We start from the raw sequence: 17,263 nt of genomic DNA, 5'->3' as shown, positions 1-17,263 counted from the left end.
TCTCTATATTCGATCTTGCTTTCCTGTTTTACACATATTTTCATATGAACTGTCTATTATTATTGTACTTTAAGAGATTAAAGAACATTCGTAATTATGAGCCAGTTGTATGTATCTGCGATTGTTATGTCGTGGATGCGTATGACTGGCTTTTTCGTTGTTAGGGCAGTAAGACCGAATCTCAGCATAAGAAGATAAGGATAACTGTCTGTAAAAAGCGTCAATACGTTCTTCATATTTAATTTAGGGAGGAATTGAAATGTCGATTATTACAGAACAAAATACGAAGATGAGGTTTGCAAAGAAATATGAGGGGTATGAAATTGTTCCTCATCCAGAGCATAAACGTTTATATCATATCGTATTAAATCAGCAATTGCTTCAGCAGTTTTTTGAAGAGGTAAAAGAGCATTCAGAGCAGTCATTACAATATATTCCGTATTCTCGGTTTAATATTGCGGATAGCATGAGAAAGATTTTTGGGCAATCATTTATGGATAACATTCGCGGCATTATTCATGACCGTGAAACGGGCGGATTTACAATTGGGGTGCAAGGTGAAACGGCAGATCCAGCAGACTACGTGAAATTTGCAACAGCATTAACGCATTTAATCGGGGCGCCGAACTTTGATGCGATGACAGGAACGTATTATGCTAGATTTAATGTGAAAGATACGGATAGTAGTGATTCTTACCTTCGTCAAGCGTACCGATTGTTTACACTTCATACAGACGGTACATTCGTTGATGAACCGACAGATTGGCTTCTTATGATGAAAATTGAAGAGCAAAATGCAGTAGGAGGGGAATCCCGTTTACTACATTTAGACGATTGGGAAGATCTTCAAAAATTTAGAGATCATTCGCTCGCATCTGTTAAAATTACGTATAAAGCACCACCAAGTAAAAATTCGCAAGAAATCGTTTATCGTGAAACGTTTTTTGATGTAAATAACGCACCATGCATTTGCTTTATTGATCAGTTCGCTTATCCAGATAATATTGAACAAGCAAACTATCTGAAAGACTTATCATATTCAGTTGAAAACTCACCAGCGACACATGCATTAAAATTACCAGTTGGTGACTTAGTTCTTTTAAACAATTTATTTTGGATGCACGGAAGAGCTGCATTTGAAAAAAATAAAGATTTATATAGAGAACTAATGCGTCAGCGTGGTTGTTTTTCTAAATAATATGTACGGCGGGTCTTGAAAAGAGACCTGCCTTTTATACTATTAAGGGGGAAGTAGGATGTATGACTTTATAATTATTGGCGGAGGAATTGTTGGCCTTTCAACTGGAATGGCTTTAACGAAAAAATTCCCTCGTGCGAAAATCGCGATCATTGAAAAAGAAAAGGAACTTGCACATCATCAAACTGGGCATAATAGCGGAGTAATTCACTCTGGAATTTATTATAAACCAGGAAGTTATAAAGCAAAGTTTGCCAAAGAAGGAAATGCAGCTATGGTTCAATTTTGTAAAGAAAATGACATCGCTTATGACATGTGCGGAAAAGTAATTGTCGCTACAGAAAAAGAAGAACTTCCTCTTTTACATAATTTATATGAGAGAGGCTTACAAAACGATTTACATATTTTAAAAATAGATAAGGAAGAATTAGCTGAAATTGAGCCTCATGTAAAAGGACTTGGGGCAATCCGTGTTCCTTCTTGCGGGATTGCTGATTATAAAGGAGTAAGTTATGCATTTGCTCGTTTGATTCAAGAAAGCGGCGGAGAAGTACATTTAGGAACAGCCGCAGAGCGTATTACTGAGAAGAAAGACGCTGTAACGATTGAGACAAACAAAGGCACATTTAAAACGAAATTTCTCATTAACTGCGCCGGCTTACATAGTGATCGTATTGCGAAAAAGACAGGCATATTAACGGATATGAAAATCGTTCCGTTCCGCGGTGAATATTATGAACTTGTCCCAGAAAAACGCCATCTCGTAAAACATTTAATCTATCCAGTTCCAAATCCAGAATTTCCGTTTTTAGGTGTTCATTTTACAAGAATGATAAATGGGGACGTACATGCAGGACCGAACGCAGTATTAAGCTTTAAGCGAGAAGGCTACACGAAAACAGACTTTGATATTAAAGACTTCATGGAAACAATGACATACACAGGCTTTTGGAAAATGGCGATGCCAAACATGAAAGAAGGCATAAAAGAAATGGTGCGCTCATTTAGTAAACAATCATTTCTAAAAAGCTTGCAGCGCTTAATACCAGAACTAACAGAAAAAGATATCGTCCCAACGCATGCGGGTGTAAGGGCACAAGCCATCTTATCAAACGGAAATATGGTAGATGACTTCTGCATTATCCCTGGCATCAATTCGCTGCATATTTGCAATGCACCATCCCCGGCCGCGACGGCTAGTATAAAGATTGGTGAGGAGATTGCGAAGCAAGTGCCGGATGTGGTGGTGGTTAGGGTTTGATGGGTCCCCCGGGTTTTGGGGGATTTTTTTGTTTGACGTAGGTATAGGTGAAATCTCGGATGCTCGGTGGAGGTCCAGGTGTGGGATTGGTTGGTGGTTACCGGGTATGGAAATGCGGAATTTGTCGGTAAGTCGATAAGTTGTGTCGAAACGTCGATATAATTGAATAATCGTCGATATATTTTTGTAGAGTGTGGGGTTGGTTGTAGATTGGAAATGCGTATGTTTCTACCATTAATGTTCGTTAATACCTAAATAATAGTTTGTGTGAATTTGAAATAAAGTTACGATGTTTCTAAAAAAGATGCAAAAAACAAATAGAGATACATCATTTTGTTAAGTTAAATTAAGTAGTTGCCCTTATAATAGAGAAGTCCGCGCTATTATAAAGGCGAATTAGTGTATTCTTATTTCCTACCACTCAAAATCATTGCATTTCCTAATACTTTTTTGTTCAATAAGAGTTTTGGTAACTCCATTTCTTCAGCAAGCTTGTAGCTATTCAATTCAGATACACCATGTTTCTTTAAGACATTTAAGAGCTCTCTTTCATCCCCAAATATTTTTTCATCCATAAACAAATCTAAGAAAACAAATTCACCACCAGGTTTTAACACTCTTAAAGCCTCTTTAATTACTTCAGTTTTATTTTCTCTATCTTTTACTTCATGAAATGTTAGACAGCTTACAATTATATCAAATTCATCATCAGTAAAAGGGAGTTCTGCAGCACTTGCTTTCAGAAAATCAATTCTATCAGAGACCCCTTCTATTTCAGCATTCTGTTGGCATTGGGATTTGGAATATTCCCAATTTCCACCCCAATAATCAATTCCAGTTAGAAAGGACTTAGGAAAAGTCTTTGCCAGTTTAATAATCAGTGAACCACTACCGGTTCCTATATCTAGTATTTTTCCTTTTCCATCCCAATTCACCTTGGCAACAATTAAATCATGTATCTTTGACTGATAATTCCCCCCAAATGCTGCAAATTGGTAAACTGAATAAGAAAGTATAAATGCTATATAAATAAAAGGTAACGCAAAAATACCTGACAGGATTCGCAGATATAAATTAACAGGTAATAATGTTACCGAGAGAAGAATGAGTGAAATAACCAAAAAAATAATTAGTTTGTAAATTCGTATCCAAGTTTGATATTTAGTTTTTGTTTTCAACATATCAGCCATCCTTAAATAACCTATCTTTTGTTTACTATAATTATATAGGAAATCCATAATCCCGTCCTATAGTTTAAGTACATGACTTCATAATCCCCATCTATTTTAATATTAATATCCAATTATTTCAGAAGAGAGCCCCAACAATCTGGCCCGTTTGTTGGAAAAGAAAAGGAGGTGCCACAGCACCTCCCAAGAACGAATATGTAGCTTGAATTCCACAATGAATAAATGCCTTTTTTATTGGCTTATGAATACACACACACCGCTGATTAACGCTCTACTTCATAAGTAATCCCATACTTCTTCAACTTCTTATATAAATTAGCCCGGGACATGCCTAACTTTTTCGCAGCGATGCTTTTGTTTCCGTACGTGTCTTCGAGAGCTTGTATAATTCTAGTTTTCTCTAAGTTCTTTTTCTCATCAGTGAGTGAGCGCTCTGTATGATGAACAGACTTTTGCGAAGGCAATAGTTGCAAAATATTTGCTTCCCGTATTTCTTTCCCGTCATGAAGGACAATTAATCTTTCTATTATATTGCGCAGTTCGCGAATATTACCTGGCCAAAAATACGTGTGTAGTCGATTCATTGCTTCTTGATGAACGAATGGGGCGGGCTTGTTATATTTAAAAGAAAATTCCTTTAAGAAATGATGAGTTAAGAAGGAAATATCGTCCGTCCGTTCCCGTAATGGCGGGATATGCGCTGTGAATACATTTAGTCTATAAAATAAATCAGATCGAAATGTCCCGCTGAGCACCATATCTTCTAACATACGATTCGTTGCGGCAATAATTCTTACGTTTATCTGTTTCGGCGTTTGCCCGCCAATGCGGTAAATCTCTTTTTCTTGTAAAGCGCGAAGTAGTTTCACTTGCATATCAAGCGGGAGTTCTCCTACTTCGTCTAAAAATAATGTACCGCCATTTGCTAATTCTAGCTTTCCAGCTTTTCCGCCTTTAGCGGCTCCTGTGTATGCTCCAGATTCATAACCAAATAGCTCGCTTTCAAAGAGAGCGGCAGGAATAGCGCCGCAATTAATTGGGATAAAAGGTTGCTTGCTTCTAAGGCTCGCTTCATGAATGGCCTGGGCAAAGAGTTCTTTTCCAACACCACTTTCGCCTGTAATTAAAATCGTCGCATCAGTTTTCGCTACCTTTTTCATGTTGTGGATAATGTGCTGAAGTGTTGCGTTATTTCCTTTAATCGTGCTGAAGGGGTCATCTTGCTGATGTTGAATCATTTGCTTTAATTGCTGTAATTCTTCAGAAGTAGAGGATAATTTTTCATTCAACTTAATCGTCGCAGTAATATCTCTTTCTACAGACATAGAACCAATTAATTCGTTGTCGTCGTTATAAATAGGAGTCGTACTAATTAATACGTGCTTATCTGGACGCGGAAGATGATAAATATCCCGGACCGGTTGCCCGCTCTCAAGAACTTTTAAATTCATAATATCTTCTTTTGAAAAGAACTGTTGTACATTTCTACCGATAATATCTTCCTTCTTAATGTCATACATTTTTTCTGCTGCCTCATTCCAGTACAACATAACTCCTTCCGTATTTACGATAGAAATCGCTTCTTCGACGTAAGAGAGGAGCGTGTGCAACGTTGGAACTGCAAAGTTATCAAATTGTTTCATAACATGGCCTCCAAAGAATTTATCCCGCTATTTGTGGGTTGATTTTATAAAAAAGTAGACAGTAGTATACAGATTTGTTGCCAAAAGGATACACCTTTTTCAGAAAAATGTAAACAAATTAACGCTTTGCACTTTGGCATGATACTTGCAATAAAAATAGTATCAATATATAGAGGAGAGATAGAAATGAAGGTTAGTAAAATATACACAACAATTGATGCGCACGTAGCTGGGGAACCGCTTCGAATTATTACGGGCGGCGTGCCAGAGATAAAGGGAGAAACGCAGTTAGAAAGACGTGCATACTGCATGGAACATTTGGATCATCTTCGTGAAATTCTGATGTATGAACCGAGAGGGCATCACGGAATGTACGGTTGTATCATTACTCCGCCCGCAAGTGCTCACGCTGATTTTGGCGTATTATTTATGCACAATGAAGGCTGGAGTACGATGTGTGGTCACGGAATTATCGCTGTTATTACAGTAGGAATTGAAACGGGTATGTTTGAAGTGACAGGCGAAAAACAAAAGTTCATTATTGATAGCCCTGCTGGGGAAGTCATTGCGTACGCAAAATTTAACGGGAGCGAAGTTGAATCCGTATCATTTGAAAACGTTCCTTCGTTTGTATATAAGAAAGACGTTCCTATCAAAATAGATGACTATGAATTTCAAGTAGATATCGCATTTGGCGGCGCGTTTTATGCTGTTGTAGATAGTAAAGAATTTGGTTTGAAAGTTGATTTTAAAGACTTACCTGCAATTCAAACTTGGGGTGGGAAAATTAAGCACTACATTGAAAGCCAAATGGAAGTGAAACATCCACTTGAAGAAGATTTAAAAGGGATATACGGCGTTATTTTCTCAGACAAACCGAAAGGAAAAGACGCTACTTTACGAAATGTAACAATCTTCGCTGACGGGCAAGTAGACCGTTCCCCTTGCGGCACAGGAACTTCCGCAAGAATCGCAACCCTTTTTGAAAAAGAGGCTCTGCAAAAAGGAGAAATTTTCATCCATGAATGCATTACTGACGGACAATTTGAAGGAGAAGTATTATCCGTAACAGAGGTAGACAAATATGAAGCAGTCGTTCCGAAAGTAACCGGGCAGGCATTTATTACAGGATTTCATCAGTTTGTTGTAGATCCGAGGGATGTTTTGAATCGGGGGTTTTTGTTAGCTTAATGTTTTCTTAAGGGGAGGGACCTTTGGATGAAGTGGTGGCGAAAATTAAATTTACCTGTGAAAATCTTGATAGGGGCATTAATCGGTATTGCGTTAGGGGTAGTATTGGGACCAAAAGTAGCTGTTTTAAAACCGATTGGGGATATATTTATTCGTTTATTACAAATGATTATCGTTCCGTTAACCTTTTTAAGCATCGTCTCAGGTATCGCACAACTTGAAAACTCGAAAATGTTACGAGCAATTGGCGGAAGAATTTTCATTTACTATGCAATGACAGCTGTATTAGCGACAAGTATTGGCGTAGTGATTGCTTATATTATCAATCCTGGTAAAGGGGTAGAAGGTCTTTTTGCGAGCGGGCAGAACTTTAAAGAAGAGAAGTTTAGTTTTGTAGATAATATCGTGCAATGGTTTCCTTCCAACGTCATTCAAGCAGCTGCAGAAACAAGTATGCTTCAAATTATTATCTTTGCTATTTTTGTCGGCATGGCACTTATTCTTCTTGGCGATCAAGCGAAAGGAACTCGTAAATTAGTGCATGAAGGATCAAAAATAATGATTAAAATTGCGGAGATCGTTATTGGATTTGCTCCGTACGGAATTATGGCATTAATTGCTCATGTAGTTGGCACATTTGGAGCAGATATGCTTACAGCGGTTGTTAGCTATGTAATAGCTGATTATTTGTCATTGTTACTTATTATTCTCGTTATGTATCCAATTGTATTAAAAGTTTTCGGGAAGATAAGTCCAGTACATTTTTATAAGCAAGCAAGTCCAGCTATGCTCGTAGCTGCAAGTACGACATCGAGCAGCGCAACGCTTCCAGTAACGATGGAAGTGGCGCAAAAAAGACTTCGTATATCAGAATCAGTAGCTGGCTTCACTATTCCGCTTGGAGCTACTATTAATATGAACGGACTATCAGCAGCACTTGGTGTTTTAGCCGTTTTCGCATTAAATGTATACGGAATTCCAATTACATTTGGGCTTATTATGCAAACTGTATTTTTAGGAATCGTCCTTGCAGCGGGCTGCGCCGGAGTAAAAGGGGCAGACGTTATTACTGCGACTATTTTGCTTTCTACACTAGGGCTCCCGCTAACTATTATCCCGATCATTGCGGCTGTTTCTCCGCTCGTTGATATGGGGCATACTGTCGTGAATATTACAGGTGACTTAGTAGGGGCGCAGGTTGTGAATGAAAATATAGTACAAAGTGAGGAGAAGAATATAGGAAAGGGTGAACAAATATGCTAGTCATAAGCGCGAACGAACAAAGAAACTTAGTAAATATGAATGAAGTTATTGAATACGCGGCGCTTGCTTTACAAGAATTTTCCGCAGAAAGAACGATCACACCAATTCGCGGCTCATTACCATTTGCAAGCGAACAAAATACGGCATTAATTATGCCTTCAGTAGCGGAAGGACTTGAAGCACTCGGTTTAAAAGTAGTAACAGTAGTCCCGCATAATAAAAAAATAGGAAAGAAAACGATAAACGGGATCGTAATGCTATCAGACTTTCAAACGGGAGAACCACTCGCACTTTTAGAAGGTTCGTATTTAACAATGATCCGAACAGGCGCCTTATCAGGAGTAGCGACGAAACATTTAGCTCGTCATGATGCAAAAACTTTATGTATTATCGGGACAGGCGAACAGGCGAAGGGAATTACGGAAGCTATATTTACGGTTAGAGATATCGAAAAAGTCATTTTATACAATCGAACGGAAGAAAAGGCGTATGCATTTGCGCAATATATACAAGAGAAATTCAATAAACCTGCTTATGTTCACACAAATCCAAATGAAGCAATAAGCGAAGCGGACATCATCGTCACAACTACGAACGCATCCACACCAGTCTTCTCAGAGAAACTACAAAAAGGCGTCCACATAAACGCCGTCGGCTCATTCAGGCCAAGCATGCAAGAACTACCATCTCACGCCATCGCAAGTGCTAATAAAGTAGTAGTCGAATCAAAAGAAGCAGCACTAGAAGAAACAGGAGACCTTCAAGTTCCAATAAAAGAAGGTCTATTTGAAGCTAGTAATCTTCACGCCGAACTCGGTCAAATTATAAGCGGAGAAAAAGCCGGCCGCGAAAATGATGAAGAGATTACTATTTTCAAATCAGTTGGTTTGGCAGTAGTGGATATTATCGTTGCGAAGTATTTGTATGAGAAAGCGGTGGAGCTTGGGGTTGGGAGTAGGATTGAGTTTTGAGGGGGATGAGTGTGCTAGAATGTATAATTAGATCCTCTTGGTAAAAATCAAATTGATACTATGTTGGAATATGTGAATTCTATGCGGATATCAAATTAGTAATTCAATTGGCGTATGAAACAAGCTGTACCTCTAATTATTAGAGGTACAGCTTGTTTACCATTCTCGCCATTCTTCTGTTATGTCTTCTTCGGATTCTAAGCCAGCTATTTGTGCTGCTGTATCGATAAATTCATAGAGATCTTCTCTTTCCATTGTTTCGATAAAATGGTCATGTTCAATATTTAATTCATTTATTTTAATAACTACCTCTTTAACGCCTTGCATGATTGCGGCTTCGGTTGGATTCTCGCCCAATTGCTCTAAATTGTTAATGTAAGAGTCGAGCACTTTATTTGTTGCACTTATCTTTTCTTCAGTGAAAAACTCTCCATCTTCATCACTCTCGATCCATAGGGTTGTTGGTTTGTTTTTTTTCAATTCATCAAATGTCATGATAACCTCCTAAATATTTCTTGTATTTAATCCCATTCTAGAGAAATTTTCTGTAGACTGCTAGTTTTTCAACTCATTTTGCGAGGCCATTTTTTCGTGGTCTTTTTATTTTATCCCCCGCATAAATATAGTTTATCGCAAGAATTCAATTGGTAGATTTCAAACTTTCTACCTTTCCGAAAAAGTTTGACAATACATACAGGTAGTGGTATTTTAAAACCTATAAGAAAACTCGGTATTAATTCCGAGTTTTCTTATAGGTGTAAATAGTCGAGAGGGGTCGAAATATGAAAAAGAAGTTGTTTGCATTACCATTTGTCCTACTATTACTTATTGCATTAGCGGCTTGTTCTGGGGAGAAAGATTCTTCGAAGCAAGCGGGAACTAGTACGTCAGGGACTCCGAAAGATGGAGGGACGTTAACAATTGGCGTTAGTGACAATCCAGATACGATGAATCCGCTTTATGCGAATGATCGTGTGTCATTAACTGTGCAGCAAGCTTTATATGCACCGCTGTACCATATGGAAGACGGTAAGAAAAAGTTTGTTCTTGCTGAGAGCTTTACGCCTTCAGAGGATCAATTAACATGGACTTTAAAATTAAAGGATAATTTGAAATGGCATGATGGTAAGAAAATTACATCAGATGATATTGCATTTACATTCCAATCAATTTTAGATGAGAAGCAAAATAGTTCAAGCCGTGAAAACTTTATTTTTAAAGGAAAGCCGCTTGAGGTGAAAAAAGTGGATGAGCTAACGACTCAATTCGTATTACCACAAGTAAGTGCATCTTTCGAAGGGGTTATGAATGATTTCTTCCCAATTCCGAAACATGTATTTGAAGGCGAAGGAGATTTAGTGAAGAGTAAGAAAAACCTACAGCCTGTAGGATCAGGTCCATTTAAATTCAAAGAGTTTAAATCGGATGAATATGTTGCGTTAGAGCGATTCGATGATTACTTTGCTGGTAAAGCGAAATTAGATTCTATCGTGTACCGCGTTGTAAAAGACCGTAATACGGCAAATGTTTCACTTCAAAATGGTCAAATTAATATGAAGATGATTGAGCCGCAAGACTTTAAGAAACTAGATAGCACTGGGAACTTCTCAATGGTGACATTCCCAGAAGGTAGATTATTCTACTTATCTTATAACAATAATACAGATCTTATGAAGAAAAAAGAAGTGCGCCAAGCAATTGCGCATGCATTAGATAAGAAAGAAATGATTAACTCAGCGTTCGTTTCTAGTCAATTTGCAGAACCGGCAAATTCAATCTTAACACCAGACGCTATGTATTATGCGAAAGATATTAAAGAGTATAAGTATGATCAAAAAGCGGCGAAAGATTTATTAGCAAAAGCTGGTGTGAAAGATAAAGAAAAAGTACGTGTTATGTATGTAACGAATAATAAAATTATGGAAAGCTTAGCACTTTATACACAGCAAAAATTACAAGAAATTGGCTTACAAGTTGAACTGAATGCATTAGATGCTAGTGCGGCAAGTGAAAAAGGCTTAGATAAAGAAAATAAAGAATATGACATTACATTCGGTGGTTACATAATGGGACCAGAGCCAGATTCATATAAGAGCTTATTCTTAAGTAATGCCGAGTACAATTATGCACGTTATAAAAATGCTGACTTCGATAAATTATGGGAAGAAGCTGCAGTTGAAACAGATAAAACGAAACGCGCAGAGCTTTACCATAAAATCCAAGATACAGCGAGAGAAGATCTACCTTATCTTCCAATCGCATATCCGAAAGCAGTTATTGCAGTAGATAAAAAGTTTGATGGATTAAAAGAAGCAAAAGCAATTCCAGTTACAATGTTTGAAGATCTATCGAAGATTTATGAAGTGAAATAAGAAACGATAAAGAAGCTGGTGAAAATCAGCTTCTTTATCCCGCTTTAATGGGCAGTAAGACTCCCACCTCAAAATTCGGCAAATGCGAGTAAGTTAGGTGGAAGCTCTGCTGATTAAAGTTTCACTCTATCTTGAGGGGGGAAGTTTGTGTATAAAGTAATTGCAAAGAGGCTTTTAAATGCAATTCCGCTTTTATTTGTTATTTCTATTATTTCTTTTCTATTAATAAAACTAGCGCCGGGCGATCCGGTTCGAAACTTTGTAACGCCGAATATGAGCCCAATTGATGTTGAGCGTATTCGCAAAAGTTTAGGACTAGATCAACCGATTTACGTGCAGTATATTTTATGGTTAAAAAATATTTTAACAGGGAACTTTGGTTACTCACTTCAAAATCATCGTCCGGTTTTAGAACTTATTACAGAAAGATTACCCGCAACAATCGGATTAATGGGGTCATCTTTAGTCGTCTCCTTTGTAATCGCAATTCCGCTTGGATTACTTACAGGGGTAAAAAAGAATTCGTTCTTTGATCGCATTGTGAATTTTATCTCTTATGTAGGAATCTCAATGCCAGTCTTTTGGTTCGCTTTACTATTAATCTACTTGTTCTCTTTAAAACTGAACTTGCTTCCGAGTATGGGTATGCGCACAGTCGGTCAAGATTCTGTTTGGGATATTGTCCAGCACGGCATTTTACCTTGCATGGTGCTTGCGTTCCAAAACGTCTCTGTTTATATGAGATATATTCGTTCCAGCACAATTCAGCAATTAGAAGAGGATTACGTACAAATTCAATATGCGTACGGCGCTTCGAAGAAATCAGTTTTATTTAATCACGTACTTCGAAATGTATTAATACCGATCATTACAATCTTCGGATTATCTATTCCAAGTTTAGTAGGCGGAGCGTTCATTACGGAAACAGTATTCTCATGGCCGGGACTCGGCTCGCTCGGGGTGAATGCTATTTTTAGATTTGATTATCCAATTATTATGGCAATCACATTATTATCATCATTCATGTTAATTCTCGGTAATTTAATTGCTGATATTTTATATGGCGTAGTAGATCCGCGCATTCGAATGAGGGGGTGATTTGGAATGAATAATAGGAGATTTCAAACGATAAAAAGTAGTTTTACAAAAAATAAGTTTGTAGTAATGGGAGTTATTATACTTTCGGTCTTAACGATCGCATCAATTTTTGCATTCGTATCGCCATACGATCCTAGCAAAATGTCGATTCCAGATCGTTTACAAGAACCGGGTATGAGTCATCCTTTCGGAACGGATGATTACGGAAGGGATTACTTAACGAGAGCGTTATATGGAGGAAGAGTGTCGCTTGCGGTTGGTTTTCTAGCGATGGTTGTTTCCATTACAATCGGGACCGCAGTCGGAACAATTAGTGGATATTTTGGCGGAAAGTTAGACAACTTCTTAATGCGAATTGTTGAAGTGTTAATGTCGATTCCATCATTCTTTTTAATGCTGTTATTAAATGCGTATTTAAAACCAGGAATTACAACGCTTGTTCTTATTATTGGATTACTGACATGGATGGACACCGCGCGTATCGTAAGGGCAGAAACGTTATCGGTAAAAGAGCGTGAGTACGTGTTATATGCAAAAGTGTCAGGACAAAAGTCATTTATGATTATTGTAAGACATATCATTCCAAACATTTTATCGACCATTATAATTGCAGCGACATTAACAATTGCGACATCTATTTTAATGGAATCATCACTTAGCTTCTTAGGATTAGGTATTAGAGAACCAGATTCTTCTTGGGGTAGCATGCTAAATAATGCGCAAGGATATATCGGTGAAGCTTGGTATTTAACACTCTTCCCAGGGTTCCTTATTCTATTAACAGTACTAAGTTTTAACGTCATCGGTGAAGCGTTGAAAAAAGCTTTTGCACCAAAAGGGGCTCATCATGAGAACTAATGCTTTAAGTGAGGGGGAGTGAAAAGCGTGTCTGAAAAACTATTAGAAGTAAAAAACTTAAAGACTTCTTTTTTCATAGAAGGCGGCGAAGTAGAAGCTGTTCGCGGCGTTTCATTTAGTTTGAAAAAAGGTGAAGTCGTCGGGATTGTTGGGGAATCGGGAAGCGGAAAGAGTGTTATGGCAAAATCCGTTATGGCTCTCGTTACGTCTCCGGGGAAAGTGAGAGAAGGAGAGATTCTTTTTCAAAATGAAAACGTACTTTCTAAATCAGAAAAAGAATTACGCTCTATTAGAGGAAATCAAATTTCACTTATCTCCCAAGATCCGATGTCGGCATTAAACCCAGTTGTGAAAATTGGAAAGCAAATGACAGAAGTAATTATAAGGCATCAAAAAGTGAAAAAGAAAGAAGCAGAGCACATCGCGGTTAACTTGTTAAAACAAGTCGGTCTTTCTTCACCGGAAGAAAGGGTAAAACAATATCCGCATGAGCTAAGCGGCGGAATGAAACAGCGGGTGATGATCGCAATGGCGATGTCTTGTAATCCAGACCTTCTCATTGCGGACGAACCGACGACAGCACTTGATGTAACGATACAAGCGCAAATACTAGACTTAATGAAAAACTTAAAAAACGAAACGAATATGTCGTTACTGCTCATCACGCATGACCTTGGAATCGTCGCGCAAAACTGTACGCGAGTGATTGTAATGTACGGCGGGCTTATTATGGAAGAAGGACCTGTACTTCATATTTTCCAATCGCCGAACCATCCATATACGAAAGGGCTATTAAACTCCTTGCCGAAAATATCGAACGGCGTAAAAGAAAGACTCGCGCCAATTCAAGGTGTAACGCCAAACTTACTACATCCGCCGAAAGGTTGCCCATTCGCAGAGCGTTGTCCGCATAAAATGGACATTTGTGAAAAAGAACGTCCGCCATATTTTGAAATCGGAAACGAAAGACGCTCTATGTGCTGGCTAAACGATGAAAAAGTAGGTGATTCCCATGCGTGAAGAAAACTTAATTGAAGTACGGAACTTAAAAAAGTATTTTCCTATTAAAAAAGGGTTATTCGGCAGAAAAACAGAGCAATTAAAAGCAGTAGACGACCTAAGCTTCACAATAAAAAAGGGTGAAACATTCGGGCTAGTAGGGGAATCTGGCTGCGGAAAATCAACGACAGGAAGAAGCATCATTCGCTTACACGATGTCACTTCAGGGAACATTTTATTCGACGGACAAGACATTGCGAATTTAAAAGAAAGTGAACTAAAGGAATACCGAAAACGAATGCAAATCATTTTCCAAGATCCATACGCATCATTAAACCCGGCAATGAACGTATTCCAAATTATTAGCGAACCAATGAACATTCATGGCTCTTACACAGCCGAAGAAAGAAAAGAAATCATTCTAGACCTACTCAAAAAAGTAGGCCTAAAAGAAGAACACCTATATCGCTACCCGCACGAATTTAGCGGAGGCCAAAGACAGCGCATCAGCATCGCGCGCGCACTATCTGTAAAACCAGACTTCATCCTATGTGACGAACCAATCTCAGCACTCGATGTCTCAGTCCAAGCACAAGTCGTAAACATGCTGCAAGACATCCAAGAAGAAACAGGCGTCACATACTTATTCATCGCACATGACCTATCTATGGTAAGACACATATCAGACCGAATCGGAGTCATGTACCTAGGAAACATAGTAGAAATTGCCGACAGTGAAGACCTATACACAAAACCGGCACATCCATACACACAAGCACTACTCTCATCCATGCCAGAACCAGACCCAACAAACGCAGGAAAAGAACGAATCATCCTGCAAGGCGAAGTGCCAAGCCCGCTCAACTCACCATCCGGCTGCAAATTCAGAACGCGCTGCAAATTCGCCACTGAAAAATGCGCCCAGGAAGTACCGAAAATGGTGGAGATTGCGAAAGGGCATCAGGTGGCTTGTCATTTGTTTTAGGGGAGAAAGCACTGGGGGGGACCTGGTGCTTTTTTCTTTTGTGTTGGGGTGTGGGATTGGTTGTAGACTAATGGTCAGTGATTGTTTATATTTGCATCTACTATCATATTCAACGTAAAACATGATCTTGGTACTACATCAAGATCATGTTTTTTATATGCAATAAAACAATTGATTATTCTTAATCATGAGTATAAGGAACAAAGTGAACTACTCACCACTTAACGTCCTTACGGACTGTTTGAAGTGGGAGCTTCTTGGGAAGTAGATACTTTTATTAGCTATCTATATTTACCAAGCTATAAGGGTAGTACCTACCCCTAAAGAAAATACCAATTACATGGCTAATTTTAGTAAGTTTATACTTGCGTTTACATCTCTATCATGATGGCTATTGCATTCAGGGCAAGTCCACTCTCTAAGGCTTAGATTCTTGACTTCCTTATTTTTATAACCACAGCAAGAACACAATTGGCTACTCGCATAATCCTTAGGTGCGATTATCAAATCACGACCTTTCCATATTGCTTTATAGTCAAGGTGCTCTCTGAATTTAGCCCAAGATACTTCACTGATTGCTTTTGCTAATTTGTGATTCTTTTGCATGTTCTTCACTTTCAAGTCTTCAATCACAATTACTTGGTTTTCGTTTGTGATTTCATTGCTTATCTTGTGAAGAAAATCATTGCGTTGATTCGCAATCTTCTCATGAAGTCTTGCAACTTGTAACCTGGCCTTGTTTCTATTGTTTGAACCTTTCTTTTTACGCGACAAAGAGCGCTGCAGAAGAGCTAATCTTCTTTCGGCTTTTCTCAACCATTTAGGGTTCTCATATTTCTTGCCATTAGACAATATTGCAAAGTCTTTTAGCCCAACATCAATACCAACTTTTGTATCAACTTTAGGAAACAATTGCTCATTTTCTTCTACTAAAATCGATACAAAGTATTTACCAGTAGGTGTTTGAGACACTGTAGTAGACTTAATTAATCCAAAGAATTGTCTGTGCTGTTTAATCTTTACCAAGGTCTTTAGTTTTGGCAGCTTGATATAACCACTCTCAATGTAAACCGTGCCTTTTTGGTTATTTGTTGTATAACTACGATGGTTATCTTTCTTACTTTTGAATTTCGGGAATCCAACAGATTTATCACGGAAAAAGTTAGCGTATGCTTTATTCAAATTCATTTGAGCATTCGCCAATGCAAGACTATCAACTTCCTTTAGGAATGGAAATTCAGCCTTATATTGTGCAGGCGTAGGATATTTAACAGATTTATCAAGTTTATCCTGTGATTTTTGATAAGATTTGATTCTATCTGCAAGCATCTTGTTGTATACAAATCGAACACATCCAAATGTTTTTGAGAAAAACATTTGTTGTTCTTTATTTGGATAGATACGATATTTGTATGATTTTAACATTTCCTACACCTCACTTTTCCCTTGATTTTCAATATATTTCTTTACTACATCTATCGGTGACCCCCCCGTAGTAATCAAGCAAAAGCTTCTTGACCAAAACATTTCTTTCCAAAGTTTCTTTCTCACATGGGGAAAGTCTCTCTTGATTAGTCGAGAACTTGCACTTTTATAAGCATTAATGAACTTTGTCATTTCTGTATTCGGATGTGCCTTGAATAAGATATGCACATGGTCTACATCATGATTCCATTCAACTAATGTGATGTTATAGTTTTCAGATAATCGGACAAACATGTCTTTTGCATAGTCCGACATATCATCATCAAATACATTTCTTCTGTATTTCACAACCAATACAAGGTGATAATACAACAAGAACACTGAATGATTATTACTATCTAACTTCATTGATATACCAACCTTTCCCCTTTATAATACTGATTATATCGGAGGTGAAAATAAAAGGCAAAGCCTTTTGGCTACGCCAAACCGAAATTCATCTCCCACTTATCGTTGGGCTACGTCCTTCACACGCTTGAGGAAGGAGAATTCTTTCGGGAAATTCGTTAAATAGTGTTTATTTATGAAGAGGAGATGGCTCCTCTTTTTTTGTTATAAGTTAACACAGAATTTCGTTATGAGGGACTGCCTTTTGGTGGTCTTTTTTGCATAAAATCTTGTAAAGCAAGAAAAAGTAGAATATTAATATTCTACTTTTTCAATAGAAAGATAAAACGTTTAAAAGTTCAGAATAATACTTTATAATATATTTAGTAAAATTAACCAATTTATATTTTGCTCATTATGTA

The 17,263-nt window shown here is 37.9% G+C and carries 15 protein-coding genes; 10 read left to right on the top strand and 5 right to left on the bottom strand.

The features are described from left to right. The first annotated feature begins 259 nt into the window (after positions 1-259). Positions 260-1,198 (top strand): glutarate dioxygenase GlaH, encoded by a 939-nt coding sequence (glaH, locus tag MR065_RS09550; protein WP_242213466.1) that lies wholly within the window; start codon positions 260-262, stop codon positions 1,196-1,198. A gap of 58 nt (positions 1,199-1,256) precedes the next feature. Continuing rightward, positions 1,257-2,459: an L-2-hydroxyglutarate oxidase gene (gene lhgO, locus MR065_RS09545; RefSeq protein ID WP_242213465.1), complete on the top strand. Its 1,203-nt coding sequence runs from the start codon at positions 1,257-1,259 to the stop codon at positions 2,457-2,459. A 407-nt stretch (positions 2,460-2,866) separates the two neighbouring features. Here lhgO and MR065_RS09540 read toward each other — a convergent pair whose 3' ends face one another. Together MR065_RS09540 and MR065_RS09535 are read right to left on the bottom strand one after the other, a co-directional pair. After that, positions 2,867-3,640, bottom strand: coding sequence for a class I SAM-dependent methyltransferase (locus MR065_RS09540; RefSeq protein WP_242213464.1), 774 nt, complete (start codon positions 3,638-3,640; stop codon positions 2,867-2,869). 272 nt (positions 3,641-3,912) lie between these two features. After that, entirely contained in the window at positions 3,913-5,292 is a 1,380-nt protein-coding gene (locus MR065_RS09535; RefSeq protein WP_242213463.1) for a sigma-54 interaction domain-containing protein, read from the bottom strand. Between the two features lie 138 nt (positions 5,293-5,430). On the opposite strand from MR065_RS09535, the gene MR065_RS09530 reads away from it, so the two are divergent. The 3 genes from MR065_RS09530 to MR065_RS09520 are packed head-to-tail and all read left to right on the top strand — an operon-like array spanning position 5,431 to position 8,717. Next, entirely contained in the window at positions 5,431-6,483 is a 1,053-nt protein-coding gene (locus tag MR065_RS09530; protein WP_242213462.1) for a proline racemase family protein, read from the top strand. A 27-nt stretch (positions 6,484-6,510) separates the two neighbouring features. Further along, the gene (locus MR065_RS09525; protein WP_242213461.1) at positions 6,511-7,746 is read left to right on the top strand and encodes a dicarboxylate/amino acid:cation symporter; all 1,236 of its coding nucleotides are present in this window, start codon (positions 6,511-6,513) and stop codon (positions 7,744-7,746) included. Beyond that, positions 7,740-8,717 (top strand): ornithine cyclodeaminase family protein, encoded by a 978-nt coding sequence (locus tag MR065_RS09520; RefSeq protein ID WP_242213460.1) that lies wholly within the window; start codon positions 7,740-7,742, stop codon positions 8,715-8,717. The genes MR065_RS09525 and MR065_RS09520 overlap by 7 nt, the downstream gene beginning before the upstream one ends. A gap of 156 nt (positions 8,718-8,873) precedes the next feature. Here MR065_RS09520 and MR065_RS09515 read toward each other — a convergent pair whose 3' ends face one another. After that, positions 8,874-9,212 carry a hypothetical protein gene (locus MR065_RS09515; protein ID WP_242213459.1) on the bottom strand — a complete coding sequence of 113 codons (339 nt, stop codon included), beginning with the start codon at positions 9,210-9,212 and terminating at the stop codon, positions 8,874-8,876. Between the two features lie 287 nt (positions 9,213-9,499). Between MR065_RS09515 and MR065_RS09510 the strand changes: the two genes are divergently transcribed. From MR065_RS09510 to MR065_RS09490, 5 genes are all read left to right on the top strand, one after another. Then, positions 9,500-11,089 (top strand): ABC transporter substrate-binding protein, encoded by a 1,590-nt coding sequence (locus MR065_RS09510; RefSeq protein WP_242213458.1) that lies wholly within the window; start codon positions 9,500-9,502, stop codon positions 11,087-11,089. Between the two features lie 147 nt (positions 11,090-11,236). After that, complete coding sequence (locus MR065_RS09505; protein ID WP_071710760.1) at positions 11,237-12,187, top strand: ABC transporter permease; 951 nt, start codon at positions 11,237-11,239, stop codon at positions 12,185-12,187. Positions 12,188-12,193: 6 nt separating this feature from the next. Next, positions 12,194-13,045, top strand: coding sequence for an ABC transporter permease (locus MR065_RS09500; protein WP_071710759.1), 852 nt, complete (start codon positions 12,194-12,196; stop codon positions 13,043-13,045). 27 nt (positions 13,046-13,072) lie between these two features. Further along, entirely contained in the window at positions 13,073-14,065 is a 993-nt protein-coding gene (locus MR065_RS09495; protein ID WP_242213457.1) for an ABC transporter ATP-binding protein, read from the top strand. Next, a complete protein-coding gene (locus tag MR065_RS09490; RefSeq protein WP_242213559.1) occupies positions 14,058-15,029 on the top strand; it encodes an ABC transporter ATP-binding protein in 972 nt (323 codons plus the stop codon). The genes MR065_RS09495 and MR065_RS09490 overlap by 8 nt, the downstream gene beginning before the upstream one ends. 336 nt (positions 15,030-15,365) lie before the next feature. On the opposite strand, the gene tnpB is transcribed toward MR065_RS09490, so the two are convergent. Together tnpB and tnpA are read right to left on the bottom strand one after the other, a co-directional pair. Continuing rightward, positions 15,366-16,454, bottom strand: coding sequence for an IS200/IS605 family element RNA-guided endonuclease TnpB (gene tnpB / locus MR065_RS09485; protein WP_242213456.1), 1,089 nt, complete (start codon positions 16,452-16,454; stop codon positions 15,366-15,368). Positions 16,455-16,457: 3 nt separating this feature from the next. After that, positions 16,458-16,862 (bottom strand): IS200/IS605 family transposase, encoded by a 405-nt coding sequence (tnpA, locus tag MR065_RS09480; RefSeq protein ID WP_098357176.1) that lies wholly within the window; start codon positions 16,860-16,862, stop codon positions 16,458-16,460. Positions 16,863-17,263 lie beyond the last annotated feature (401 nt).

The sequence above is a fragment of the Bacillus cereus group sp. BfR-BA-01383 genome, assembly GCF_022663495.1.
In the GTDB taxonomy this organism is placed as follows: domain Bacteria; phylum Bacillota; class Bacilli; order Bacillales; family Bacillaceae_G; genus Bacillus_A; species Bacillus_A cereus_AU.
This window is presented reverse-complemented; position numbering and strand designations above follow the sequence as displayed.